The sequence below is a fragment of the Rhizobium aureum genome (assembly GCF_030182495.1).
GTDB lineage: Bacteria > Pseudomonadota > Alphaproteobacteria > Rhizobiales > Rhizobiaceae > Rhizobium > Rhizobium tropici_C.
In genome coordinates this window covers 1,095,073-1,117,756 of record NZ_JAQJCI010000001.1, presented here as the reverse complement: position 1 = coordinate 1,117,756, position 22,684 = coordinate 1,095,073, and the positions used below count along the sequence as shown (strand labels likewise).

Sequence of the window (22,684 nt, the reverse complement as noted above, 5' to 3'; positions counted from 1 at the left end):
TTTGTTGCGCCTATGCGCCCCTCCTGCTGGGAACTTCCGTCATTGCGTTGGCATCATGCCAATGCGGATCGAACATGATCCGATGCAGCTTGCGTCCGCTGACGCCCGCCCCCGCCACCGACGAGCGCTCCACGAAAAGGGCATAGCCGCTCGTGCTCCACGTCAGCGACAGTACTCCTTCGGCACCGCGCTCCCTGGCTGCAAGCCCCGGCAGGGCGACGAGAACGAGCATTGCGCTTGCAACGGCGGGACGATAGAAGCGGCTGCTCATGGAGATGGTATTCTCCTGCGCATGCTTCAGAATGATCACCGATAGCAGCAGCGTGTAGATCGCCGCATTCATGGTTGCGAAGATATAGAAGCCGCTCGTTTCTCCCGCATCGCGAACCATCAGGACAGGTACGATGGAGACGAGAGACAGAAGTGCATAAGGCGCAAGCACGCGGAAGGGCAGTGGATCGACATTGGACGTGCCTTTCGGGGTGACGCGGAAATCGACGAAAGATCCGGTCGTCCAATCCCGTATCGCTGCAATTGTGCCGGCAAGCGCCCATGGCCAGCGCGCAAACAGAAACAGCGTGACTTCCCAGCTGAGAATCTTGGCATCCACCGGCCTGAACGTGCCGGTACGGCGCCAGCGATAGGCAAACGCGATCAGCAGGAACGATTGCGGCAGGAAATGCAGCAGGAAATCGGGATAGGACACATTGACAAAGTTCCGTCCTCCCGCGAGTGCTAATATCGGCAGCGCGAACATCAGCGCCATGAACAGCGAAAACAGCGGGTACCAGAGCTGCGAGAACAGGAATTGCAGCCTCAGCCGAGGGGGGAGGCAGGGAAGCAATTTGGGCGAATACTGCAGCAAGATCATCATCAGGCTGCGCGACCACTGGAATTCCTGCGTGATGAGATCGGTAAAGGTACGTGGACCATCACCATGGGCAATGGCATCGATGGCATGAACGCCGCGCCAACCATGTGCATTCATCATGAGCGTCGTCGAATGATCCTCGGCGAGTTCAGGCCCGAGGCCGCCGATATCTTTCAGAGCTGCAGTGCGGACGGCATAGTGTGAGCCGATGCAGAGCGGCGCCAGGCCGTTGTTGAAGCCGGCCTGCAGCGATCCATGCATGCTTGCTTCGGCATAAAGGCGTCCACGCGCGGACCAGCTCTCGCGAGCATTGCTGTCGCAGATGCTGGGCGCGGATACGTAACCGATCGCAGGATCGGCGAACGGGCGCAGCATCTGGTAAAGATAGTCCTGGCTCGGCACGTGATCGGCATCGAGCTGGACGACAAAGTCATAACGTTCATAGCCGTAATGGTCATAGAAGAAGGCGAGATTTCCTTCCTTGCAGCGTGTGCGGCGCGGCCATGTCTTACGGTGATAATCCTCCCGCCCCTTGCGGGTGGACAATTGAACGCCATGCCTGCGGCACCAGTCGATCGTCGCAGGTGAGGGATCCTCGTCGGCCAGCCAGGTATCGTGCGGCACCTCCTGTGCCAGCATGGCTTCCAGGGTGCGGGCAACGACATCGAACGGTTCCGACGGTGCCTTTGTCACAACCATCGCCACCCGGCTGCCTGCCGGCAGGCGTAACGGCCCGTTTGGCTTCCGCGCACGATAGAATACGGCGACGAAATAGACCGGAAGAAGGGTTGTCCATGCCAGAACGGTGGTGATCAGAATGGATCCAAGCGGATCGACATGGTGAGCCGGCAGGAGCCACCACCACCAAAGATAAACGAGTGCCGCAAACCATATCGTGGCACAGGCGATATATTCCGTGCGCCGATAGCCAGAGAGGATGGGAACCATCAGTGGCTCGTCCTGTGCGGCGGATCTGTTTATCTTGGGCATCCTCATGATTGCGTCTCCAATCCGAAGAATGGAGCTGCCGTTCGGATGATGGTTCCGATATCGGAGTACAGGGGTTGGAAGCCGAGTTTTTCGGCGGCAAGATCCGACGCCGCATAGAGCGCCGGCGGATCACCCGACCGGCGCGGGCGCATCGCAACCGGCACGGAGCGTTTCGAGGCAAGCCCGATGGCGTCCAGGACCTCCCTGATCGACGTGCCGCGGCCGGTTCCGAGATTGATGGCGAGATTGGCGCCGCCCGCCATCAGATATTTGACGGCAAGAGCGTGGCCGCGAGCCAGATCCATGACGTGGATGTAATCGCGCACACAGGTGCCGTCCGGCGTATCGTAATCGTCGCCATAGACCTCGAGACAGTCGATGGAGCCTGTCGCCGCGAGCAGCGCGCGGGGGATCAAGTGCGTCTCCGGAGTGTGCCATTCGCCGAGCTCCTGCTCGGGGTCGGCTCCCGCCGCATTGAAATAGCGCAACGCGACATAGCGAAGCCCGTAGGCCGCCGCATAATCGGCCAGCATGTGTTCGGCGATGAGCTTTGTGCGGCCATAGGGATTTATGGGACGCTGCGGCTCACATTCGCGGATCGGCAGTTGCTCCGGTATGCCATAGACGGCGCAGCTCGATGAAAAGATGAGCTTGTCGGTACCGGTGGTGCGGCAGGCTTCCAGCAGCGAATGCGTGCCGTTGACGTTGTTGGCGTAGTATTTCGCCGGCTCTTCGACCGATTCACCGACATAGGCGGACGCTGCGAAATGGATGATCGCTTCGGGCTGGTATGTCTTGATGGCCTCGACCAGGCGAGGCGTGTCGAGAATATCACCCTCTACAAATGGTCCCCAGCGGACCGATTCAAGGTGGCCCGTGGAAAGATTGTCGTAGACGACCGGTTCGTAACCCTCTCTGTGCAGAAGCTTTGCCGTGTGGCTGCCGATGAAGCCGGCACCGCCCGCGACGAGGATGGTGCGCGTAGACATCAGATGACCTCTACGAGTTCGCTGCCTTGCCGATGAAGCTGCCGTTCGAAATAGGCGACCGTCGACTTCAGACCTTCAGAGAGAGCGACTGTGGGCTCCCATCCCAAGTCCCGTTTTGCAATCGTGATGTCGGGGCGGCGCTGGCGAGGGTCGTCGATTGGCAGCGGCTTGTAGACAAGTTTCGATGGCGAGCCCGTCAGCGCGATGACCTGTTCGGCAAGCTCGCGGACGCTGAATTCCGCCGGATTGCCCAGATTGATCGGCGAATGAAGCGCGGCCGGGTTGCCCATCAGCCGAACGAAGCCCTCGATAAGATCGTCGACATAGCAGAACGAGCGCGTCTGCGATCCGTCGCCGTAGACGGTAATATCCTGCCCCTTGAGTGCCTGGACGATGAAATTGGAAACGACGCGGCCATCGTCCGGACGCATGCGAGGCCCATAGGTATTGAAGATGCGTGCGATCCGGATGTCCACGCCATGTCTCATATGAAAGTCATAGAAAAGCGTTTCGGCCGAGCGCTTTCCCTCGTCATAGCAGGAGCGCGGGCCAAACGAATTGACATGGCCCCAATAGCGCTCCGGCTGGGGATGCACCTGCGGGTCTCCGTAGATTTCCGAGGTGGAAGCCTGGAATATGCGAGCCTGGTGACGGGCCGCCAGTTCAAGCAGGTTCAACGACCCGAAAACGCACGTCTTCATCGTATGGATCGGGTCCGCCTGATAGTGCACAGGTGAGGCGGGGCAGGCCAGATTATAGATCTCGTCGACCGGCAGATCGATGGGATTGACGACATCGTGACGAACGAAGCTGAAGGCGTCGTAGCGGAGCAGATGCCGCAAATTCTCCGTGCGTCCGGTCGAGAAGTCGTCGGCACAGATGACTTGACAGCCATCCCGCAATAGCCACTCACAGAGATGAGATCCTAGAAAACCGGCGCCGCCAGCAACAAGAACGGTGCGTCGTTCGGAATTTTTCGAATACAAATTCGTATATCTGAGCGGCATATTCATAGAACTCTCCACTTTTACGATGATACACAAACATAGCCGCGACGGCTGTACTGAACACGTGCCGTGTTTTTCCTCGTCTCTAAATATAGTTCCGACGAGGACTATAATTAATAAATTACTAATGTCTGGAGTTTCTGTCGTTATCGGGGAATTCGAAATTTTTACAATCTGTACATTTGTTGGCCAGGAAAGACGTTTGGCAAGCGAACCAAACGCTTCCAGCAAAAAGCCATCGCCGGCCGTTTCAGGCGGGGTCATTCGGCATCGGCAATCGGAATTTTCGTCTTTTCTACAATTTGCCGCATGGCGCGAAGCATTGCTTTCGTCAACTGCTAGAAAAACTGCCTTTGGATTTCAGGCATTCACAACGATCATTTTTGCAACGGGACGCTGTGCCCCGCCGCCTAAATCATCGGAGCGAAGCCTATGTCGATCAATCGCCGTCAGTTCCAACAACTATTGCTGCTCAACCCGATGCCGTTATCGAGCGGCTGAAGGGTAATGCCAATCTTGTCGTCGATGCCACCACATACACCTATTCTGGGTCGCCGCTGCTGCTGTTCTTCAACTATGAGAAGGCAGAATATTTCCTGGCGGTCGGCCCGGGCGTCGGCGGTCTCGTCATTGCCGGCCGCGAGCGGTTCGACATGGCGCTCGTCATGGTCGGCGTTCTCGTGCTGGGTCTCGTGGGCTTCACCCTCAATCGCCTTGCCTATGCGCTGGAGGCCCATCTGCTGCGCTGGCGGCCCAGGCAGACCGCGTAAGCAGCAGCGATTTCCTTCGGCGAGCTGTGCTGTGCCGTCGATCATTATGGCATTAGCCGTCAATAGATCGCTATGGCGCCAGCATATCGGCGAGCGCATGCCGCATGGACGTGCTCGGAATCCCAAAAAGGCCGCCATAGGGAAGATCGAGATCCAGGATGACAAACATGACGCTCGCCACCGAGACGATGGCGACGGCGACAATGGAGCCCGCCAGCGGATTTCTGGGGGCCTGAAGACCGAAACTCAGAAATACCAGCATAAGCCAGAAGATCAGGACATCGAGAAACGGCGCCGAAAGCGAGCCGTGCGCATCTTCTATGACGGTCCACCGCGCGACCATGAGGTTGCCGAAGAGCTGATTGCAACGGGCCACAAGGATCTGATGCAGGGGATCATTTGGCTGCTGGCGGGCAATGCCGAGCCCTATGGTGTTCAGAAGTGCCCCCAGACTGGGTGCTTCACCGATCAAAGGCAATTTTGATACGTCCGGATACGTCATTCCCGGCGGAAGCGGCTCTCCCGGCCATGTGCTGGCGATGACGGCGGCGGTATAGCTGCGCAGGAGCTGCCTCTCACCATCCAATGCGGCGCCGTAGTTTTTGAGGCAGACGTCCATTTCCGCCAGATCGGCGGCATAGCGGTTGCGATCGTGGGATGCCGTCGTGAATGCGGTCAGTTCCGATGCCAGAAGCAGGCTCATGACAAGGGCGGCAAACGTCACGAGCAAGGCCGTCACGACGCGAAGGAAATCTATCGTCTCGGTACCACGGTGCGGCGCCGGCAATCTGGTGCGCAATATCGAGCCGACCGCGGCGCTCACTATGAGGAGAACAAACAAAATCAGCGTCCAGACGGCTTCTCGCGGCATCGAAAAATGCTCCAGCTGCATCTGGCCATTGACTATGTCATGTATCCCGGTGGAGTGGGAGGGAAAAACTCCGCCGGCCCTTGTCGCAAAGGCACCACCATACTCTCGCGAAACTGCTGCGCTCGGTTCTGTTCCACACGCTTATTCGCTTCCCCTTGCGACTTTCGCGTAGTGCCTCGGTTTGATATACAGGCAAGGTCGTTTCGCATTCATTCCGGTTGCGCCTGGCAATGGACGCGACTGCGAATCTTCCCGGAGGCGGCAATGCGCAACTACCATCACCTCGTGGAGGGAGTACTCCAGCCTGAAGAGATCGACGACCTCCAAAAGATCTTCGATGTCGTAATAGCCCAGCCATGGTTCGATCTGAACGAAGTTAGCCGCGAGGCTTTCGCTTCAGAGCTGATCAAGCTCTATCGAGGGGGCGTGGTGGATTTTGACAAGCTTCATCACCTCACCACGTTGACGGCCTTAGCCCACTTCAGTCGAGGCGACTCCGAGGAGAAGCGAAGGGCATTGGAGTTGCTGCGCAGCATGGAAGGTGGATTGTCTTCCGATGCGGCGCAGGGCAAGGAAAGCCATCTTGGCAGAACCGTTGGCGGTCACCCTCATCCCAAATGAAACGTGCCGTGTCGCCATAAAGGACATCGGCGTGCAGCAGGTTGTGGCGCTCGCAAACCTTGGGTTTATCTGTACGGAAGGCTCGCGGAAGCTGTCGAAGCTTGCCGGGCAGCCTCGCCGTCGATGGATCGTTTCGATGTCATAAGTGGCACGAAAACAGTCATTATCGATAGCAGATGCTGTTTAGGGTTCTTGCCTCCCACAGTCCTGCAGGCTCGTGACCTGCCTAGGTCCGCGCACCCTTGCAAGTGGTGCTGATCCTTCCATTTTTTCGCCACCTAGGAACAAGCCGAGGATCATACCCGTTAAAAAAATATGGGGCTGGCGCGAATGCGTCCCGATGAAAACCGATGGAACAATCGCATGAGTCAGTGAGAGAGAATATCGTGACGAATATTTCCCGACATCGTCGATTGAAGGCTGAAATCGAGGAGCTAGGACCTACGTTTCGATCGTTAGCGCAGGCGCTCTGTAAAAATCCGGCCGATGCGGAGGATCTCGTACAGGAGCTTATGGCCGTGACCTTCGCAAATCTCGATCGGTTTCCTGACGGCATGTCACTGAAGTCGTGGATGTTTGAGAATATGTATGACAGCTTTCGCCGGAAATTCGACATTTCGAAGTAAAGAATCACGTCTTCCGGAACCACTCTTTCATCGCTCTATTCCTAACGCGTCAATGATCCGATTGATGCGGGTCCGCAATGAATCCGCTGCATGCAACGCATGTACATGTAGCCCATCCGCCAGTTCGAGATGCGACGCGGGTACTTCGGTGAGGTATCTGAAGCAACCTGGATAAGCATGGCACCTGCCTGAATATCCATTGAAATATCAAGTCCGATGGCGCCCCCCTTCAACTCGGTCGGAACTTCCGGCCGGTGACGTGGTTTGATGAATCCACTGTGCCGGGCCGGCCGGCCGGAGCCAATACCCGCCCTGTTGCACGGCCATGACGGCATAAGGAGTAGACCAGTCCTCTAAGGCGAAATGGGAAGGAAATTCAAATGAACAGGTTCATCGCCATCGGATGTGCAGGATTGTTGTTGGTGGCTTGCACGTCGACGGAACAAGGCGCCGGCATCGGCGCCGCCACGGGTGCGGTCGTCGGCGGCGCTGCAACGGGCAATATTCGCGGCGCTGCGGTTGGTGCTGCCGTCGGCGGCGTATCCGGCGCGTTGATCGGCAATGTCGCGGGACAACCGGGCCGCTGCTACTACCGCGACCGCGACGGGAACCGCTACGTCGATCGATGCTGAAGCTTTCCCGCGGTGACGCAAGGTGTGCTGATACCGGGTGAAGCCGAACAACGAGAGGCGGCGCAGGATGGTGGCCGCAGGGGCAATGGAGAAGATCGTGCATGATGGAAGATGATCTTCGTGTTGCATCGCCACCTACCGCGATTTGACCGTCGCGCGCCATCACCCGATTCAACCCGCCCACCGACAACAAAAGGCGAGCAGAACGGGAGGCCAGGATGGCCGACTACCGGCGCATGCGCGATCATATGGTCGAGGTGGATATTGAGCGCCGCGGTGTGCGCGATAAACACATCCTAAGGGCGATGCGCGCCGTGCCGAGAGAGCGCTTCGTTGCCGAGAGCATGGCTGAATTCGCCTATGAGGATACCCCTCTCTCCATAGAGGAGGGGCAGACCATTTCCCAGCCGTATGTCGTGGCTTTGATGATCGAAGCGGCGGAGGTGCACCCCGGCGATCGCGTGCTCGAGGTGGGAGCCGGCTCCGGCTACGCGGCCGCGGTGATCGGCCAGATCGCGGAGCATGTCTATGCCATCGAGCGCCACGAAACCTTGGCCGTATCGGCAAGACATCGCATGGCCGATCTCGGTTATGGCAATGTCGAGATACTTGCCGGCGACGGAACCCGAGGGTTGCCCGAGCAAGCACCGTTCGACGCCATTCTGGTGGCAGCCAGCGGCCCTCTCGTGCCGGAAGCCCTCAAGGAGCAGCTTGCGATCGGCGGGCGGCTTGTCATTCCCGTGGGCGACGAGCGGGGCCAGATACTCCGCAAGATCATCCGGCGAAGCGCGAGCAGCTATGAAGAGTTGGATCTCCAAGCTGTGATGTTCGTACCGCTCATTGGCGGGATTTCTTAGCGGGAAAGGCCTTTTTTGGCCATGCGGAGGCTATGCGCCCCCGTCCACGGGAGTCCGACAGCGCCGGTTTGGCGATTTCCGAGGTGGCGTGACTTCAGTCTAGACTCGCCAAGCGCTTTCATTCTTTTCTTCGTAGTCGTGGAAGGCCTTCTCCAGGCCGCTCAAAACCTCAGCCGAGGTCTCGAACATGGCTTTTAGTTGCGGCTCGTCGACTTTTTCAATGTCCTCGCGCAGGTGCTTGCGCAGATCGGCGAAGGCCTTCTGCATCTTCTGGGTATGGTGGAGTGGGTCGCGGTCGGCATTGCTGGGCATATCAAGTCTCCTGTCATGGCGGTCTGGCCGCGAATGCATTCGCGGCCAGACCGCCGAGTTCACTTGCCCTCCTAACGACCACCAGATAGCAGCGGTTCCCGATTACGGAGCCCGATACAGGCTGCGGTCATGGCATTGGACGAAGGAGAGCATCAGGTGATCACTGCCTTGCCGTCGATCGGCGAAGGCACCGCCGTCAGAACGCGCTCTTGACCACACCGCCATCGACCCGGAGCGCGGCGCCATTGGTGGCCGAAGACAGCGGGCTTGCCACATAGGCGACCATCGTCGCGACTTCCTCAGGCTGCGTGAAGCGTTTGATCAGGGACGTTGGTCGGATTTTCTCGAAGAATTCGGTCTCGAATTCCGCGAAGGTCTTTCCTTCGGATCCGGGCAAGGCTGCGACAAAATCCACGACGCCGCGCGACTTCGTTGGACCGGGCAGCACGCTATTGACCGTGATCGCGGTGCCGGCAACGGATTCGGCAATACCGCGCGCTACGGCAATCTGGGCCGCCTTGGTCACACCGTAATGCACCATCTCGGCGGGAATATGCACGCCGCTTTCGCTTGATATGAAGATGATGCGGCCCCAGTTCCGCTGGCGCATCGAGGGCAGATAAAGGCGGGCGAGACGAACACCTGAAAGCACATTGACATCGAAGAAGTGCCGCCAGTCGGTATCGGGAATTTCTTCGAAAGGCTTCGGTTCGAAGATTCCGAGGTTGTTGACCAGGATTTCGACATCAGGAAAGCGTTTCGCGACCGCAGCAGCGACATCTTCGGTTCCAAGATTGCCGGCAAATCCTTCAACGCGGCCGCTTCCGATTGCGGAAAGTTCCGCGACCGCGCGATCGACAGCATCCTGGGTGCGTCCGTTGACGATGACATGGGCGCCTTCGCGAATGAGAGTAGCTGCGATTGCATAGCCGATGCCGGCGGTGCTGCCGGTGACGAGAGCTAATTTACCGTCGAGTTCCAGGTTCATGACAATTCTCCAATGAAATGTTTAACTGGTGCGTGCGCATAATGAGCAGATTTCCCGAAGGGCGGAGCCGCGGCGTCGAGCGACGCTAAGCTAAGGCAGATCCGGTTGCCTGACCAGTTCACATTCCTTGATAATGATGGTTTACCGGTGCGCTTGCAGGACATGCCACAAGCGCATCATCTCCGGCCGATCGAATCATGCTCGCAGCGTGCTGAGATCCAATCTCATAACCAAGCACGGCTTGAAAAACCCCTCAGCGGTTGCGGAGACCTGCAGACGGTATCTCAATTCGAGATCAGTGGTGCTTCAGATTATGCCGCGGCTTCCACAAGGCCGCGAAACACGGCATTACCTGGGTGGTCCACGTCAGCAAATAACTCCTGGTGCCATTGCAAGCCGATCGCAAACGAGCTGGAGACGACTTCAATGGCCTCGACGATGCCGTCCTCAGCGTAGGCGCTCGCAAGAACGGCTGGTGACAATTGCGCGATAGCCTCTCGATGGAAGGTGTTTACCTCGAAACGGCGCTCGCCAACGATCTTCGCCAAGCGGGATTCTGGGACAATTTCGACCGCATGAAGGTGGTCTCGTTGGTCGTGTTCATTTGCAGTCGGGAAGGACGAGCGTAGGTCGGGTGTGAGGCGACAGCCGTTGAGGCATGCGAGCATCTGCATGCCGGCACAAATGCCGAGAATGGGTTTATCTTTCTCCAGGAAACCCTCGACGATTGCCCTTTCGATATCGAGACGTTCCGATGGCGGCGCTTTCGAGACCTCCCCGGTGATGTACCAATCGTCAGGATAGGCAAACCGTCCGCCGACGCAGACCAGGCCATCGAACTCGTTCAAAACGATGCCGACGACTTCAGGAATATACGGCACGCCGAAGGGAAGACCTCCCGCTTTGCTCACACCCCGAAAATATCCCTTGGCCGCTTCATAACGGGTTCCGCCCGTGCTGGTGTTCTCGTCGAGAATGATAGCGATACGAGGCTGACGCATAGGATTTGGCTCCCCCCTTGTTCCGACGCTGTTTTTAAGCATGCTTCCGGTTAAGAGAGCATAGTTGCAGATTCATGACGAGATCGATGAGCGGTAACCGGGGCATCCAAGTTTATCGGTTCGTCAGGGCACTACGACGCCCCAAAAATCGCTGCCCGTGGAGATCCCCATCCAAATATCAGCGGCAAGGGGACGTCACTCCAGAACGAGTTCGACATTATCTTCGGCCTCGTCACCGCTGTCACCATGAATTTGGATGATTTCAATAAGCCAGTCGAAAACGGTGGTCCCTTGCCCTTTTCGCACTCGGATTGGCTGCCGTTCGCACTAAGCATTTCGGTTAAGATGGTGTTCCACTCGCGCTTGGAGAGCAGTCCTTTGTTCGATGTTTAGGACCGGCAGCCTTTATGAAGCTGGCTGCTATGCGCTAACCGCCACTTGCTCTGCGAGGTTGACGCCTAAACTGCGTAGCCGCCCGATCTGCAGCGAGCGCGTCCGTCTCAAGGGGCTATCTTCGGGTGTCTGCAGTAGGATTGCAGGTCGCATCGATGATTATTGCACCGTTTACGAAGCGCTGCTGTCGGATCGACCAATGCGCTTTCGTTTCCTCGGCTCCATCGCGGACGAACAATACGAGATGCGGTAATAGACTTCCCTTTGGCAGGGAGAAAAAACCAAGGTCAGAGACAGCGGGTTCGTGGTAACGCCATTTCGGCACGACGAGACACCACGGTCGTCCATCTGCAAGTGTTTCCGCCCCCTCAATGATGCGGCGCGTTTGCCCAGAACCAACGAACGAAATTGTCGCAACGACGATAGACAGAACCGTGACCGGGATCGCGAGGCCACTGGCCCGGCGGATGAGCATAAAGATCATGACTGCGCTGGCGGTTAGGCCAATACCCAAATCCAACATGCGCCCGCCTGAGCTGCCGCCGAGGAGTGAGGCCATGCTGATCGTCAACACAAGGCCGACAACAGCACCGGTGACCGCAAGCAAAACCCTGTCGATCCAGCGCGTATTCTCGCCGAGCATGATTTCTGATCTCAACCTATCATAATAAGCAGCGATACAGAGCCGCAGGGCCAAAGCCAGGAATACAATCGAGAGGAACCACGTTAGGAGAGCAATTCCGATGGAATAGCCAACGTCCTGGTCGGTCCAATGAACAGGTCCACGAAGCAAACGGAATGATACAAGGGCGAGAACCGAAAGAGCGACCGACCTCCACATAAGGAACAGCGGAAGAAATGGGCTGATTAGCGCCAGCACGAAGAACGCAATGAACAGGGGCCAAATCAGAGAGATTGTCATGAAGCAATCAAAAGCATAGCAATGTTAAAGGTCGACAAACTGCCGCTGGTTGCAGCAGAATTAAATTGTGCCATCTCGAACTGCGTCTTTGTCCACATTGAAAGCTGCCCGACCGACCCAGTCGGCGAGCGTTGACCGGTCGAGATCGCGCCCGTTCTCCTGCTCGGTGTTGCTATGATAGCTCGCCACCTGAGATACTGACCTGTGCAGCGATTGCTACATCGCCTCTGCTGTCGAGGACGTTCTGGCCACCATTTCGGACTCTGTCGCTCTCATCCCCTGGGTGCCAGACCGATCGAAAAGCTGAAAACAGTACCCGGATTTGCTGGCTCGACCGTGAGGTTACCCCCGTGAGCCTCAACAATTGATCGGCATATTGCGAGACCCATACCCATTCCCGATTCTTTTGTCGTGAACATCGGATCGAAAACCTTTGCATGGAGGGCGTCTGAGATACCAGGTCCGAAATCCCGAACCGTGACTCTGACGCCGCCGCCATCAACGGGTTCGGTCGAGATGACAAGCTGGCGGTCCTGAGGCGGCGTGGCTCCCATCGCTTCGATCGCGTTGGTCAGCAGGTTGAGGATAACCTGTTTGATTTGGGTCGCGTCGGCAATGACCGTCTGGTTGCTCATGCCCAGTCGTGTGACGACACGGGTCTGACTGGTCTCGATCTCTGATCTGGCGATCAGGATAACTTGTTCGATCAGCGAGTCCACGTCGATTGGCTCTGCTGCTTGCGGTGCCTGTTTCGAAAGTGCTCGAAGTGAGCGAATGATTTCGCCCACTCGCTCCATGCCCTCCTTGATCCCTTCGAGACCGATCACGGCTTCACCGATATCGGGTTCGGGGCGCCTCAGCCAACGAAGGGATGCAGATGCGGAGGCCGATATGGCGGCCAATGGCTGCCCGATCTCGTGGGTGATCGATGCTGCCATACTCCCCAGTGCGGTAAGCTTCGCCTTCCTTTCCAACTCTGCGCGGGCGTCGCCAAGTTGCGTCTCGCTCCTCACGCGCAACTCGTTCTCCTCGACCAGGTTGGCGTAAAGCCGGGCGTTCTCGAGGGAGATCGCTGCCTGGGTTGCGAGAAGCTTGAGAAGTGCGATCTTGCCTTCCGTGAACACTCCCGCAACAAGATCGTTCTGCAGGTAAATGAAACCGACGAGGCTACCACGCTTCAGAAGCGGAACGCAGAGTACGGACCGGGTCGGGCGACTGTTGAAATATGGGCCATGGAATTCCTGGCCATCCAGTCTGGCATCTGCCAGCACGAGCGGTTGGCGGGTACTCATTACGGCGTCGATAATCGAATAGGGAATGGTGCCTTCGAGAGGGAGGCCGGTTGTATTGACGACAACATCCTCCCCTTCGATCCAGGCGATCGCCTCCACGCTGAGCTCACCGTCGTTCATCGACACCAGGAGTGCACGGTTGGCGCCTGCGTGAACCAGCATGCTCTTCATAAGTGTTTCGATCAAGCGGTCCAGGAATACCTCTTCGGACAGCGCCTGTGACGCCGCCACGACAGCCTCCTGATCGAGGGGAATCTGATATGAGGCACTCCGCTCGCCATTGCTGTCTAGTATATCGGCGAATTCCTCTCGCAGGCGGCCAGCTTTCCGGTCGGCACCCCAGCGCTGGTATGCTTCCAGCGCGGCTTGAATGTAAAACCTGGTGCTCAGGACCCGCCCCAGCTGGCGATTATGATTGCCGGCAAGCTCATATGCCAATGCCTGTTCATGAACGAATCGGGAGGCCTCGGCTGCAAGCACGGATCGTTCGAATAGCGCGGTCGCCAGATCGTGATCACCGTTGAGCCTGGCAAGCTCGGCCTCGATCAGCAGAAGCTTGTTCTGGAATGTTTCCGGATTGAGCTCAGCCCATGTAGCAAAGCGCCCGCGCAAATACTGGAGTGTCTGATCCACCTCGGATCCGGGGCTGTATGCATCTTCGGCCTTAGCCAAGGACAGTGCGAGAAAAAGGCTGCAGTAGGCCGTATCAATGTGCGCGGCCAGCAAAGGTATAAGCTCCGCCGCTTCCCGTAGCGCACCGGTCGCCTCGCGATACGCCCCGTCGTAGAAATATGCCACGCCCTTGTAGAGCTGGACCCAGAAGACCGTGGATGTCGCAACGATTTTCTCGCCTCCGAAGGTCCAGTCGACCTCGGGCAGCGAGCCATCGTCCCATCCCGATAGGGTCCGAACCAGGTTGAGCTGACTTGTTACCAGATACTCGATATCTTTGTAGTTCAACTGGCGAGTAAGTGTGATGGCTCCGATGGCCTCCTTCGCGATTCCGGCCAGATGGTGACCCATGATGATGAGGTCGGAGACGAGGTGATTGCGAGCATAGCAGGTCATTCCCACGTCGCCGGCAGCGTGCCCAATTCTGATTGCATCGTGTATTCGCTGCAGTGAATAGCTCATGGGCTGCGTCCATGGGCTGATCTGGTCAACTGCCACCAGGGTAGCGGTGTGCTGCTCTTCGTAGCCGTGCTGCTCGACCAGCGCCAGAGCCGCTTGGCCGTAGGCAAATCCATCGCGATAATCGTCGTATAGAGAGGCAATCATCACCCCGAACCAACTCAGGCCGTAGGCCGATTCGGAGGTGGTCCCGTATTGGAGCGTAAGCTCTACCATTTTCGCCATATGCAGGAACCGAAGCCCATCCCTCGTGAAAATCGAGGAAATAAGGGTTGTCAGAAGTCCCATTGCGCATTTGATGCGGGGATCCGTCATCTCCGGAAGATGCCTGAGTGATGAGATCTCTCTGTCGCCGAGCGACCGTTTGACGTCTTGGTAGGCCTTGTCCAATTCTTCGCGGGTTGCCCCCCGCTTCAGATTCACTCCAAGAAGGTCGAGTCCAAGGAGAGCGGCGTCTATAGCTCCCTCGTAATCCGATCGCAGGGTTCGCAGATTTGCATAAAGCCTGTAAACCGACGAGCGGTCCAGTGCCGAGTTGGTACGGCCTATAAGATCGTCGAGCTGAATGGCTGCATTCTTCAAGTCTGCGGTCGTCAGCAGACATTCGCACCACAGCAAACGAGAGCGGTAGATCAAGTGATAGGCGCCCGTCCACCAGCTTTCGTCAGTAAGCCTATAGGCAGTCTCTCCATAATGCGCAGCCTGACCATTGGCTGCTGATCGTCTGGCATGGACCATCGCTGCCAAAAGGACCTCAACGAAGCGCTTGCGCTGGCTCTTTGACAGCTCGGTCGGATCACACCGTTCTATCTGGCTCGCCGCGGCGAAGGCGGCGTCACTTGTCTCGACCCCGTTCAGGTCTATCATTTGCTCGGCGACGCCGGCATGGGCGGCGGCGCGCTCATCATTGGAGAAGAGTGCGTAAGCCGCTTCCTGAACGCGGTCGTGGGAGAAGCGGTAATAGCCGTCAATTCTGTCAACAAGGCCGGAATCTACAAGTTGCTGCGAGAGATCATGCAGCCTTTCGAGGTCCACGGCGGCGACGGCGCACAGCAAGCGCTCGGGCGACCGAGGCCCAATGCAGGCCATGAAGCGAAGGATTTCACGGCTCTCGGGGTCCATTTGCCCCAATCGTCTGAGCATGAACTCGACTACATTGTCACTGGCAGGGTAACGCTTTACATCATCCGCGTTCCAGCGCGGCGACCGGTTGGAAATGGAAAAATCGATCACCCGTTCTTCGATGAGAGCCTGAAGCAATTGGCGAAGAAAAAACGGGTTTCCAGCTGTCTTGGCATAAAGCAGATCCGTTAACGACGCAATTTCCGAGGGATACGCGTTCAGGCCGCTGGCGATCAGTTGGCCCGCAGCGACTTTCGAAATCGGTACGATTGCTATTTCTTTGTACGGAATAGTGGAGTTGCGGACATGTGTTACAAATCCTCCTGGAGAAAGCAAAGAGGTACTCTCTTCCTCCCGGTAGGCTGCCAGGAGCAGTACGTTCTCCACCTTCTCGATGACGAGAAGCTTCAAAACTGCGATCGTTGGCTGATCAGCCCACTGAAGATCATCCATGAAAAGTGCCAGTGGAGCGATGCGGGAGGCAAGAACCGCCAATGTCTGAACCAATGCCTTTTGAAGACGAATTTGCGCCGGATGTGGTGGCACGTCGGACATCGGCGGGTGCGCTCCCACGATAAGCTCCATCGTGGGGACCAGATCGACAATCAGCCTTGCGTGTGTGTCAAGGCGATTCAAGAGCGCGTGTCGCAACTCGGACAGCGCCGGTTCCGGGCTCTGCATTGCCTGCTCGACGATGGAGCGAAGCATCTGCACCATCGGAGAGTAGGGGATGTCCCTTTGTTGTTGATCGCTTTTCCCATAAGCGAAGATGATCGGAACGGCGGTGCGCTTTCGTATCGAATTGACAAGGGCGCTCTTCCCGATCCCCGCTGTGCCCGAGACAAACACTACGGTACCCTCGCGGCTATCCTCGAACTGCTCGACCACACCGAGGAGATCGGCCTCCTCGCGACTCCTGCCGAAGAGCGCGTGAGCGTAAGCCTGGCCCAAGGGAACATCTGCGGTGCCGAGTTCAAATTCCGAGATCTCTCCGCGCGAGACCAGCTCATCTCGACACCTGGATAGATCGGCATAGACCGATGCCGCAGTTTGATATCGTTGTGCGGGATCCTTGACCAGAAGATGGCTCAACATACGGCCCAAGATGGGTGGGATGTCTCTGCGAAGTTGGCCGCTGTCATAGGGTTCCACGGCAAGGTGAGCGTGCCGCCACTCCGCCGCGCTGCCACCTCTAAATGGGAATTGGCCGACAAGAAGCCTATAAAATATGACACCTAGGGAGTAGAGGTCGCTCCTGTGATCGCTGGCGGGATCCATCGAACGAAGCTGTTCGGGCGCATGATAGCGCAAGTCTTCGATGAAGGCTTTGTTCTCCGTCGTGACCGAGGCACGATCGCGGATTTGGAAGCGTGTTCCCAAGGCCCGGAGCCGAACGGCCCCTGTTTCGTCCGTTGCGAGATTGAGTGGATGCAAGGGAGCGTGGATATAGCCGTCGCCGTGAGCGGCGATCAGCGCCCTGGCAGCCGAAACCGCAAAATCGAGGAATGCTTTGACGGTCATGGCAGAGCCGCTTTCAGCGAGCGGAGCGACACTGGCATCCTCGTATAAAAGTACGGTTTCATCTCCGGTGCGGATCAGGTCGAAAGGAATATCCATCCAGGCCGCGCGCTCAATCTTGTAACTGGCAAACTCGTCCTCGAGCAAAGACGCACTGCTCCATACTCCATTGGACGTTGTCAGTGCTTCCCATTTTTCACCGGTCTGCCTATCCGTGAGAGAATAAAGCTTGAAGACGTCGGATCTCCACAAGGTCTTGCGTTCGCATCCGCTCAACCATGCGGAGTCTAACTGCAACATCAAATATCTCCGTGTGAATCGGCCGATCGTGTGTTCGAGGCGCAAGTGTGAGCATTATAGTATGTTTTCCAACTCCTATTCACATAAGCAATTGATTTCAATTTATAATCAACTGCCATGCCGCTCTTGCGTCACACAGGTGCGCACCAAACCCGCAAAATGCGGGCGCGGAAAGCTGGTCAGCCGAATAGGTGCCGGCGCGCATTATTGCGGCATTATGGAGCAAGTGCCACAAGATTCCCGTGACGGCTGATGCTAAGCTAACAACATCAGTTGTTTGCTGCACGGCTTGATTGACTATAGCATATCCGCTATATAGCACCTATGAGATGGACGGTCGAAACACACGATGCCGCTGATGCTGAGATCGAGGCATTGCCTCCCGGCTTTCAGGCGCGGTTGATCCGCCTCATGGAAGCGGTCGAGAATGTCGGCCTTGAACAATTGCGTGAACCGCATGTGAAGCATCTGGAAGGCAAGCTTTGGGAACTGCGCGCCAAAGCCGCCGAGGGGATCGCCCGTGGTATCTACGTGACCGTTACAGGCCGTCGAGTCATCGTACTGCATGTTTTCGTGAAGAAGTCGCAGAAGACTCCACCGGGCGCGCTAGCGATAGCCAGAGAGCGGATGAACGAGGTGAAACCATGACCAAGATTGCCGAACTGAAAAAGAAGCTGATGAGCAATCCCGAATTCCGGCAGGAGTACGAGAAGGCGGATGCAGAATTTCAGCTTGTCGAAGCTCTAATCAAAGCGCGAACAAAGGCAAACCTTTCCCAGGCGGAGCTTGCTCGCCGCATCGGCACCACGCAATCGGCCATCGCCCGACTGGAAGGCGGCGGCGTCTCACCCTCATTGAATACCTTGCGACGCTATGCCGAAGCCACTGGCTCAAAGCTGGAAATTAATCTAGTTCATCAATAGCCTTTACGGCTCGCCGATGAGTTTCGCAGTATTCCTTTGCGCTCTGACGAGACATTCTGCCAGAGCTCGCCGCTACAACTATAGACATATGTTAATCTTTTAGAATCACACCACGGGATGGTACCCGGCGTGCAAAACGCCAAAGCGAGCAGTGTCCACTCGCATACGCCTTAGATACGCCCGACTGGATCATCCACTCGTCACCGTAGATTGAGCCGTATATTGGAGGGATACCAGTGCGAACGACGGTCTAGCGGAATTGTTGAGATCGCGGAGGGTGGCATATACCGAGGTATGTCGCCCACAAACCGGAGTTTCGAGCAAGCTAAATATAAGTACGATTCCGTTCAGAAGTCGGGTCAGGCCATTATCGCGTCATCGAGAAGAAGACGCCGCAGGAGATTGGTTATGCAGTCCGATAGTGCCGCCCTTGAAGGTCCGATTTTGGGAATCAATGCTTCTAGCCTGACCGCTGAGAAATCCTCGGAGATTTCTCGATTGCTGCTGAAAGCACTTGATTGCATTGATGACGACGAGGTCTCTGCGATTGACCTCGTTAAAAGGGCATCGATCTTGCTCCAGCCTGCGCAAAAGCCCGCTGAACATGGCAGAGTGCATGTCAGCGGCGGGCTTGCAGCGTGGCAGGTCGTAAAACTGCGGGCATTCATTTCGGATCGTATCGACAGTGGAATCTCGCTGGCTGACCTGGCAGCCGTCGCAAAACTTAGCACGAGCTACTTCTCCGTGGCCTTCAAGACCAGTTTCGGCCGCTCCCCTCATGCGTATGTGATGGAGCGCCGGATCGAAACAGCCAAAGATCAAATTCTGAATACCGACCTTTCACTCTGCGAGATAGCTTTGAATTGCGGGCTGGCTGACCAAGCCCATCTTTCGCGGGTCTTCAAGCGGGTGACCGGAATGACACCTAGCGCTTGGCGCCGCGTCAAGGCTGCTTCCAAGGTCAATCTCGGTCGGCGCCGATCGTCGGTGTTCGATCAGCCATCGGCTGCTGTGTAACTGATGACTGCTTCCACCTAATGCCGGCAAGGCGAATGCAGAGAGTACCGATACGCGAATGGCCGGTGATCTCAGCCGCCACATCCCATGTGCGCAGTCCCCGAATCGTCATGGAAAGGCGGAAAGCGATGCTTTTCATGCGCCGGAAGGGGCTGCCGATAACCTGCCGCGCGAAAACGTGGAAATCGCCACATGGGCGGGCCATCCAATTTTACCGATATCGACGGGTCCAGCTGATCGCTTGCGTCTTCAGAGGTCGCCGACACCCGGAGCGGCTTCGTTTATCATCGAAACCAGCTTCTCGCCGTCGAATGGCTTTTGAAGCAAGGGCACGTCCGGGCCAACTTGCGCTCGGACCAGGTCGTACGATGAAGCGGTTAGGAATATGACCGGAGTCTGGATGTCGCGACTCCGCAGAAGGTTAAATAGATCAATGCCGCTCATGCCACCCATTCTCACATCGGCAAGGATGCATGCCGAAGATGCCGCGTCGGTTGCCGAGAGGAACTCTTCCGCTGAGGCATATGATTTCACGTTAAAACCAAAGGAGCGCAGAAGGTTACCAATAGCCTGCCGTACAGTTGCTTCGTCGTCTACGATGGAGATTTCGGGGCGAATTGACACTTTGGGGGGAGCCGATCTCCGATTGCCTCGGGCTGGTGATCGCTTCTCCTACCGCCTTTCCGGCCAAGAGAGAATTATACGCTGGTATATTCCGGAAGTTCAACATGTTGCGTCGCAGCAAGCCTGCGGGCCAAGATGCCACTCATCCAGCTTTCGCCTGGAGAGCGAGGACTTCAGCCATGCGGACCAGGTCGGCAAACGTTCGAGCCATCATTTTGCGATTCACTTTCCCTCGGTGAATCTTCACGGTGATCTCGCTCAAGCCAAGTTTGCCAGCTATCTGCTTATTCAGGAGCCCCGCCGTCGCCATGATCATTATTTCGCGCTCGCGTGCGGAAAGCGCTTGATATCTTGCGCGGATGTCCTGCTCGCGACACCCGGACGCCGTTTGCTGCCTGCTGCGGTCCACTGCGGAAGCCACGGCATCGAGGAGATCCTGCTCTCTGAACGGTTTCGGGAGGAAGTCTACGGCTCCAGCCTTCATCGCCGAGACCGTCATAGGTATATCACCATGGCCCGTAATGAAAATGATGGGGACTCTGATTTCATTGTCCACGAGTTTACGCTGAAATTCCAAGCCGCTCGTGAAGGGAAGCCGAACGTCGAGAATCAAACAATTGGCATCCGACAGCGTCCGGCCGTCCTGAAGCTCTTGAACGCTTTCAAATGCCTGGACCTCATATCCAACCGATCGCAATAGGCTCGCTATGCCATTCCGAACGAGCTGTTCGTCGTCGACGATGACGACATTGGGTTTTTCAGACATACGCGTCTCCCGCGTCGGGTTGTGCAGCAAGGCTTTCTAAGGGTACTCGTCTCGATGCTCAACTATACCAATGTATATGATTTTCGCTAACGGCTTTCCATTCCATCCTGCCTCTGGAGCTTGCTTGCCCGGAGGTTGCCGCCTGAGATTGCCGCGCCCCTCGACGACTGGTCGCAAATTGCAAAGCTCATATTCAGTCCGAGGTTCTTCGCTGAGAAGAAAAGGCTGAATATCTTCTGCTATTTCGCAGGCAAACGGGAAGCAAATAAGAGCAATTTCGTTCAATTGGCAGTAAGCGTACACAAGAATTCGGCACGATATCGGCCCATCAAGTAGCTGCTTGCGAGCACGCGAAAGGTGGACAAATGCAGCTGACGAAGCGACATCTCTGGGCGGGTATCGGAGGTCTTGGCGTGCTTGGCGCGGTCGGTCTGGCGATCGCGGCCTGGATTGTCTACGAGCCGGAGATACCAAAGATTGCGCGCCCGGATAGAAAATCATTCTCGCCGGAGATTATCAAAAAAGGCGAACAGCTCGCGACCGCGGGGGACTGCATCGTCTGTCACACCGCCGACAATGGTCCGGCTTTCGCGGGGTCACGTCCGCTCGCCACACCTTTCGGAGTCCTTTACTCCAACAACATCACACCGGATGAGGAGACGGGCATAGGCAATTGGTCGCCGGAGGCCTTCAGGCGTGCTGTGAAGCACGGTGTGGGGCGCGATGGCAGCCATCTGTATCCTGCATTGCCCTATGAGCATTTCATCAAGGTCAGCGACGACGATCTGGATGCGATCTACGCATTCCTGATGACCCGGGAGGCCATCTCCAAGGCAGCTCCGCCAAATGAGTTGTTGCCGGGACTGGGCATTCGCCAATTGTTAGCGGGTTGGAAGCTGCTTTTCCTGCACGGATCCGTCGAACCGGAGGATACCTCGCAGACGGCCGAATGGAAGCGCGGAAAGTACCTCGTAGACGGGCTTGCTCATTGCGGAGCCTGTCATACGCCGCGCAACCTATTGGGTGGCGAGGAATGGGGAAGGGAATTCCAAGGCGGAATTGCTGAGGGATGGAACGCGCCTCCCCTGGATCCAAATAACCCCTCGGCTGACCGTTGGACTGTCGACACATTGATCGGATATCTCACCACCGGGACAAACAGCGCGCACAGCACGGCGGCCGGTCCGATGGGACCCGTCACGGAAGGGCTTTCGCGCCTGAACAGTTCGGATGTCCGCGCCATCGCGGTCTATATCGACTCGATGATGCACCCGAGCGGCGATGAGCCGCGAAATTCGGCGGCCGGTCATGAAGCCCAGCCGGCCGCGACCGCGGCTGTCACGAACAACGAGGCGGCCACGCTGTTTCAAGGGGCGTGTGCCGGCTGCCATGAGCCTGCCAGCCCGATGGCCGTTCGGGGGCGGCCGCTTCTATCGGCGACCTCCGATCTGAACTCGGAGGATCCACGCAACGCAATCCAGGCCGTTCTGCAAGGCATCGAAGCGCCGGTGGCCAGCAACGCACCATACATGCCTTCTTTCGCTGACAACCTCACGGACGGACAGATTGCGGATCTACTCGGCTACGCGCGGTCCCGCTTCACCTCGAAAGAACCTTGGCCGGGGCTCGGGCGAACCGTTCGCGATATCCGTAAGGAGAACCAAAAATGACGATTTCCATGGTCGTGAATGGCAAGAAATGCGACATCGACTCCGATCCGGAAACGCCGCTTCTGTATGTCTTGCGCGATGAGCTTGAACTCAATGGCGCGAAGTACGGATGCGGACTTGGCCAGTGCGGCGCATGCACGGTTCACATTGAAAACAGGGCGGTCTTTTCGTGCTTGACCCCGGTGGGCGCTATCGGCGAGCGGCGGGTGCGAACTCTGGAAGGATTGGGAACCACCGACAATCCGAGCATCATTCAAAAGGCCTTTCAGGACGAGCAGGCCGCGCAATGCGGTTACTGCATCGCGGGAATGATTATGCGAGCGCAGGCCTTGCTCGAGCAGAACCCGACTCCCACGGATGACGAAATCCGCACGCATCTGCAGCCCAATCTCTGTCGATGTGGAACACATTCCCGCATCCTGCGCGCGGTCAGACGCGCGAGCGAAAACATGGGCACGGAAGGACGATGAC

The 22,684-nt window shown here is 57.1% G+C and carries 21 protein-coding genes and 1 pseudogene; 11 read left to right on the top strand and 11 right to left on the bottom strand.

Going from position 1 to position 22,684, the window contains the following annotated elements:
- Window positions 1-10: 10 nt before the first annotated feature.
- From PH552_RS05275 to PH552_RS05265, 3 genes are read right to left on the bottom strand one after another with little or no spacing between them, the layout of a single operon-like run.
- The gene (locus tag PH552_RS05275) at window positions 11-1,867 is read right to left on the bottom strand and encodes a glycosyltransferase family 2 protein (RefSeq protein ID WP_113251548.1); all 1,857 of its coding nucleotides are present in this window, start codon (window positions 1,865-1,867) and stop codon (window positions 11-13) included.
- A complete protein-coding gene (gene galE / locus PH552_RS05270; RefSeq protein ID WP_113251549.1) occupies window positions 1,864-2,850 on the bottom strand; it encodes a UDP-glucose 4-epimerase GalE in 987 nt (328 codons plus the stop codon). Before galE ends, PH552_RS05275 begins: the two co-directional genes overlap by 4 nt.
- Window positions 2,850-3,863 (bottom strand): UDP-glucuronic acid decarboxylase family protein, encoded by a 1,014-nt coding sequence (locus PH552_RS05265; RefSeq protein WP_112343458.1) that lies wholly within the window; start codon window positions 3,861-3,863, stop codon window positions 2,850-2,852. The genes galE and PH552_RS05265 overlap by 1 nt, the downstream gene beginning before the upstream one ends.
- A gap of 578 nt (window positions 3,864-4,441) precedes the next feature.
- Between PH552_RS05265 and PH552_RS05260 the strand changes: the two are divergent.
- A pseudogene (locus PH552_RS05260) lies at window positions 4,442-4,627 on the top strand (ABC transporter permease); the annotation flags it as partial.
- Between the two features lie 70 nt (window positions 4,628-4,697).
- Here PH552_RS05260 and PH552_RS05255 read toward each other — a convergent pair.
- Entirely contained in the window at window positions 4,698-5,498 is an 801-nt protein-coding gene (locus tag PH552_RS05255) for a bestrophin-like domain (RefSeq protein WP_113251571.1), read from the bottom strand.
- A 264-nt stretch (window positions 5,499-5,762) separates the two neighbouring features.
- On the opposite strand from PH552_RS05255, the gene PH552_RS05250 reads away from it, so the two are divergent.
- The 4 genes from PH552_RS05250 to PH552_RS05240 all read left to right on the top strand — a co-directional run bounded on the left by PH552_RS05250 (window position 5,763) and on the right by PH552_RS05240 (window position 8,234).
- Complete coding sequence (locus tag PH552_RS05250) at window positions 5,763-6,119, top strand: hypothetical protein (protein WP_181592392.1); 357 nt, start codon at window positions 5,763-5,765, stop codon at window positions 6,117-6,119.
- A gap of 350 nt (window positions 6,120-6,469) precedes the next feature.
- Window positions 6,470-6,745: a sigma factor gene (locus tag PH552_RS33730; RefSeq protein ID WP_112343457.1), complete on the top strand. Its 276-nt coding sequence runs from the start codon at window positions 6,470-6,472 to the stop codon at window positions 6,743-6,745.
- A 380-nt stretch (window positions 6,746-7,125) separates the two neighbouring features.
- Window positions 7,126-7,377, top strand: coding sequence for a YMGG-like glycine zipper-containing protein (locus PH552_RS05245; protein WP_112343456.1), 252 nt, complete (start codon window positions 7,126-7,128; stop codon window positions 7,375-7,377).
- Between the two features lie 218 nt (window positions 7,378-7,595).
- The gene (locus PH552_RS05240) at window positions 7,596-8,234 is read left to right on the top strand and encodes a protein-L-isoaspartate(D-aspartate) O-methyltransferase (RefSeq protein WP_245430408.1); all 639 of its coding nucleotides are present in this window, start codon (window positions 7,596-7,598) and stop codon (window positions 8,232-8,234) included.
- Between the two features lie 99 nt (window positions 8,235-8,333).
- On the opposite strand, the gene PH552_RS05235 is transcribed toward PH552_RS05240, so the two are convergent.
- The 5 genes from PH552_RS05235 to PH552_RS05215 form a co-directional block, all read right to left on the bottom strand.
- Entirely contained in the window at window positions 8,334-8,546 is a 213-nt protein-coding gene (locus tag PH552_RS05235; protein WP_112343455.1) for a hypothetical protein, read from the bottom strand.
- A gap of 196 nt (window positions 8,547-8,742) precedes the next feature.
- On the bottom strand, window positions 8,743-9,534 hold the full coding sequence (locus PH552_RS05230; protein ID WP_112343454.1) for an SDR family NAD(P)-dependent oxidoreductase: 792 nt from the start codon (window positions 9,532-9,534) through the stop codon (window positions 8,743-8,745).
- 311 nt (window positions 9,535-9,845) lie between these two features.
- Window positions 9,846-10,577 carry a gamma-glutamyl-gamma-aminobutyrate hydrolase family protein gene (locus PH552_RS05225; protein WP_245430407.1) on the bottom strand — a complete coding sequence of 244 codons (732 nt, stop codon included), beginning with the start codon at window positions 10,575-10,577 and terminating at the stop codon, window positions 9,846-9,848.
- Between the two features lie 466 nt (window positions 10,578-11,043).
- The gene (locus tag PH552_RS05220; RefSeq protein ID WP_113251550.1) at window positions 11,044-11,850 is read right to left on the bottom strand and encodes a hypothetical protein; all 807 of its coding nucleotides are present in this window, start codon (window positions 11,848-11,850) and stop codon (window positions 11,044-11,046) included.
- A gap of 272 nt (window positions 11,851-12,122) precedes the next feature.
- Window positions 12,123-17,213, bottom strand: a complete 5,091-nt coding sequence (locus PH552_RS05215) for a trifunctional serine/threonine-protein kinase/ATP-binding protein/sensor histidine kinase (RefSeq protein ID WP_285165659.1) — start codon at window positions 17,211-17,213, stop codon at window positions 12,123-12,125.
- Between the two features lie 324 nt (window positions 17,214-17,537).
- Between PH552_RS05215 and PH552_RS05210 the strand changes: the two genes are divergently transcribed.
- From PH552_RS05210 to PH552_RS05195, 4 genes are all read left to right on the top strand, one after another.
- Window positions 17,538-17,861, top strand: coding sequence for a type II toxin-antitoxin system RelE/ParE family toxin (locus PH552_RS05210; RefSeq protein WP_112343450.1), 324 nt, complete (start codon window positions 17,538-17,540; stop codon window positions 17,859-17,861).
- Entirely contained in the window at window positions 17,858-18,136 is a 279-nt protein-coding gene (locus PH552_RS05205; protein ID WP_112343449.1) for a helix-turn-helix domain-containing protein, read from the top strand. Before PH552_RS05210 ends, PH552_RS05205 begins: the two co-directional genes overlap by 4 nt.
- 408 nt (window positions 18,137-18,544) lie before the next feature.
- Entirely contained in the window at window positions 18,545-19,153 is a 609-nt protein-coding gene (locus tag PH552_RS05200; protein WP_113251552.1) for a helix-turn-helix domain-containing protein, read from the top strand.
- Window positions 19,154-19,211: 58 nt separating this feature from the next.
- Complete coding sequence (locus PH552_RS05195; protein WP_285165657.1) at window positions 19,212-19,475, top strand: hypothetical protein; 264 nt, start codon at window positions 19,212-19,214, stop codon at window positions 19,473-19,475.
- Here PH552_RS05195 and PH552_RS33725 read toward each other — a convergent pair.
- Together PH552_RS33725 and PH552_RS05190 are read right to left on the bottom strand one after the other, a co-directional pair.
- The gene (locus PH552_RS33725) at window positions 19,403-19,777 is read right to left on the bottom strand and encodes a response regulator transcription factor (protein ID WP_113251553.1); all 375 of its coding nucleotides are present in this window, start codon (window positions 19,775-19,777) and stop codon (window positions 19,403-19,405) included. The two genes, PH552_RS05195 and PH552_RS33725, sit on opposite strands and share 73 nt — an antisense overlap.
- A gap of 142 nt (window positions 19,778-19,919) precedes the next feature.
- A complete protein-coding gene (locus PH552_RS05190; protein WP_113251554.1) occupies window positions 19,920-20,543 on the bottom strand; it encodes a response regulator transcription factor in 624 nt (207 codons plus the stop codon).
- Window positions 20,544-20,956: 413 nt separating this feature from the next.
- Here PH552_RS05190 and PH552_RS05185 point away from each other — a divergent pair, with 413 nt between their 5' ends.
- Together PH552_RS05185 and PH552_RS05180 are read left to right on the top strand one after the other, a co-directional pair.
- Window positions 20,957-22,213: a cytochrome c gene (locus tag PH552_RS05185; protein ID WP_285165656.1), complete on the top strand. Its 1,257-nt coding sequence runs from the start codon at window positions 20,957-20,959 to the stop codon at window positions 22,211-22,213.
- Complete coding sequence (locus PH552_RS05180) at window positions 22,210-22,683, top strand: (2Fe-2S)-binding protein (RefSeq protein WP_285165655.1); 474 nt, start codon at window positions 22,210-22,212, stop codon at window positions 22,681-22,683. The genes PH552_RS05185 and PH552_RS05180 overlap by 4 nt, the downstream gene beginning before the upstream one ends.
- Window position 22,684: the final 1 nt, after the last annotated feature.

What these genes read in the sequence shown, in the direction of transcription:
- PH552_RS05275 (WP_113251548.1), bottom strand. Translation starts at nt 1,867, where the DNA reads ATGAGGATGCCCAAGATAAACAGATCCGCCGCACAGGACGAGCCACTG.
- galE (WP_113251549.1), bottom strand. Translation starts at nt 2,850, where the DNA reads ATGTCTACGCGCACCATCCTCGTCGCGGGCGGTGCCGGCTTCATCGGC.
- PH552_RS05265 (WP_112343458.1), bottom strand. Translation starts at nt 3,863, where the DNA reads ATGAATATGCCGCTCAGATATACGAATTTGTATTCGAAAAATTCCGAA.
- PH552_RS05255 (WP_113251571.1), bottom strand. Translation starts at nt 5,498, where the DNA reads ATGCCGCGAGAAGCCGTCTGGACGCTGATTTTGTTTGTTCTCCTCATA.
- PH552_RS05250 (WP_181592392.1), top strand. Translation starts at nt 5,763, where the DNA reads ATGCGCAACTACCATCACCTCGTGGAGGGAGTACTCCAGCCTGAAGAG.
- PH552_RS33730 (WP_112343457.1), top strand. Translation starts at nt 6,470, where the DNA reads ATGGAACAATCGCATGAGTCAGTGAGAGAGAATATCGTGACGAATATT.
- PH552_RS05245 (WP_112343456.1), top strand. Translation starts at nt 7,126, where the DNA reads ATGAACAGGTTCATCGCCATCGGATGTGCAGGATTGTTGTTGGTGGCT.
- PH552_RS05240 (WP_245430408.1), top strand. Translation starts at nt 7,596, where the DNA reads ATGGCCGACTACCGGCGCATGCGCGATCATATGGTCGAGGTGGATATT.
- PH552_RS05235 (WP_112343455.1), bottom strand. Translation starts at nt 8,546, where the DNA reads ATGCCCAGCAATGCCGACCGCGACCCACTCCACCATACCCAGAAGATG.
- PH552_RS05230 (WP_112343454.1), bottom strand. Translation starts at nt 9,534, where the DNA reads ATGAACCTGGAACTCGACGGTAAATTAGCTCTCGTCACCGGCAGCACC.
- PH552_RS05225 (WP_245430407.1), bottom strand. Translation starts at nt 10,577, where the DNA reads ATGCTTAAAAACAGCGTCGGAACAAGGGGGGAGCCAAATCCTATGCGT.
- PH552_RS05220 (WP_113251550.1), bottom strand. Translation starts at nt 11,850, where the DNA reads ATGACAATCTCTCTGATTTGGCCCCTGTTCATTGCGTTCTTCGTGCTG.
- PH552_RS05215 (WP_285165659.1), bottom strand. Translation starts at nt 17,213, where the DNA reads ATGTTGCAGTTAGACTCCGCATGGTTGAGCGGATGCGAACGCAAGACC.
- PH552_RS05210 (WP_112343450.1), top strand. Translation starts at nt 17,538, where the DNA reads ATGAGATGGACGGTCGAAACACACGATGCCGCTGATGCTGAGATCGAG.
- PH552_RS05205 (WP_112343449.1), top strand. Translation starts at nt 17,858, where the DNA reads ATGACCAAGATTGCCGAACTGAAAAAGAAGCTGATGAGCAATCCCGAA.
- PH552_RS05200 (WP_113251552.1), top strand. Translation starts at nt 18,545, where the DNA reads ATGCAGTCCGATAGTGCCGCCCTTGAAGGTCCGATTTTGGGAATCAAT.
- PH552_RS05195 (WP_285165657.1), top strand. Translation starts at nt 19,212, where the DNA reads ATGGCCGGTGATCTCAGCCGCCACATCCCATGTGCGCAGTCCCCGAAT.
- PH552_RS05190 (WP_113251554.1), bottom strand. Translation starts at nt 20,543, where the DNA reads ATGTCTGAAAAACCCAATGTCGTCATCGTCGACGACGAACAGCTCGTT.
- PH552_RS05180 (WP_285165655.1), top strand. Translation starts at nt 22,210, where the DNA reads ATGACGATTTCCATGGTCGTGAATGGCAAGAAATGCGACATCGACTCC.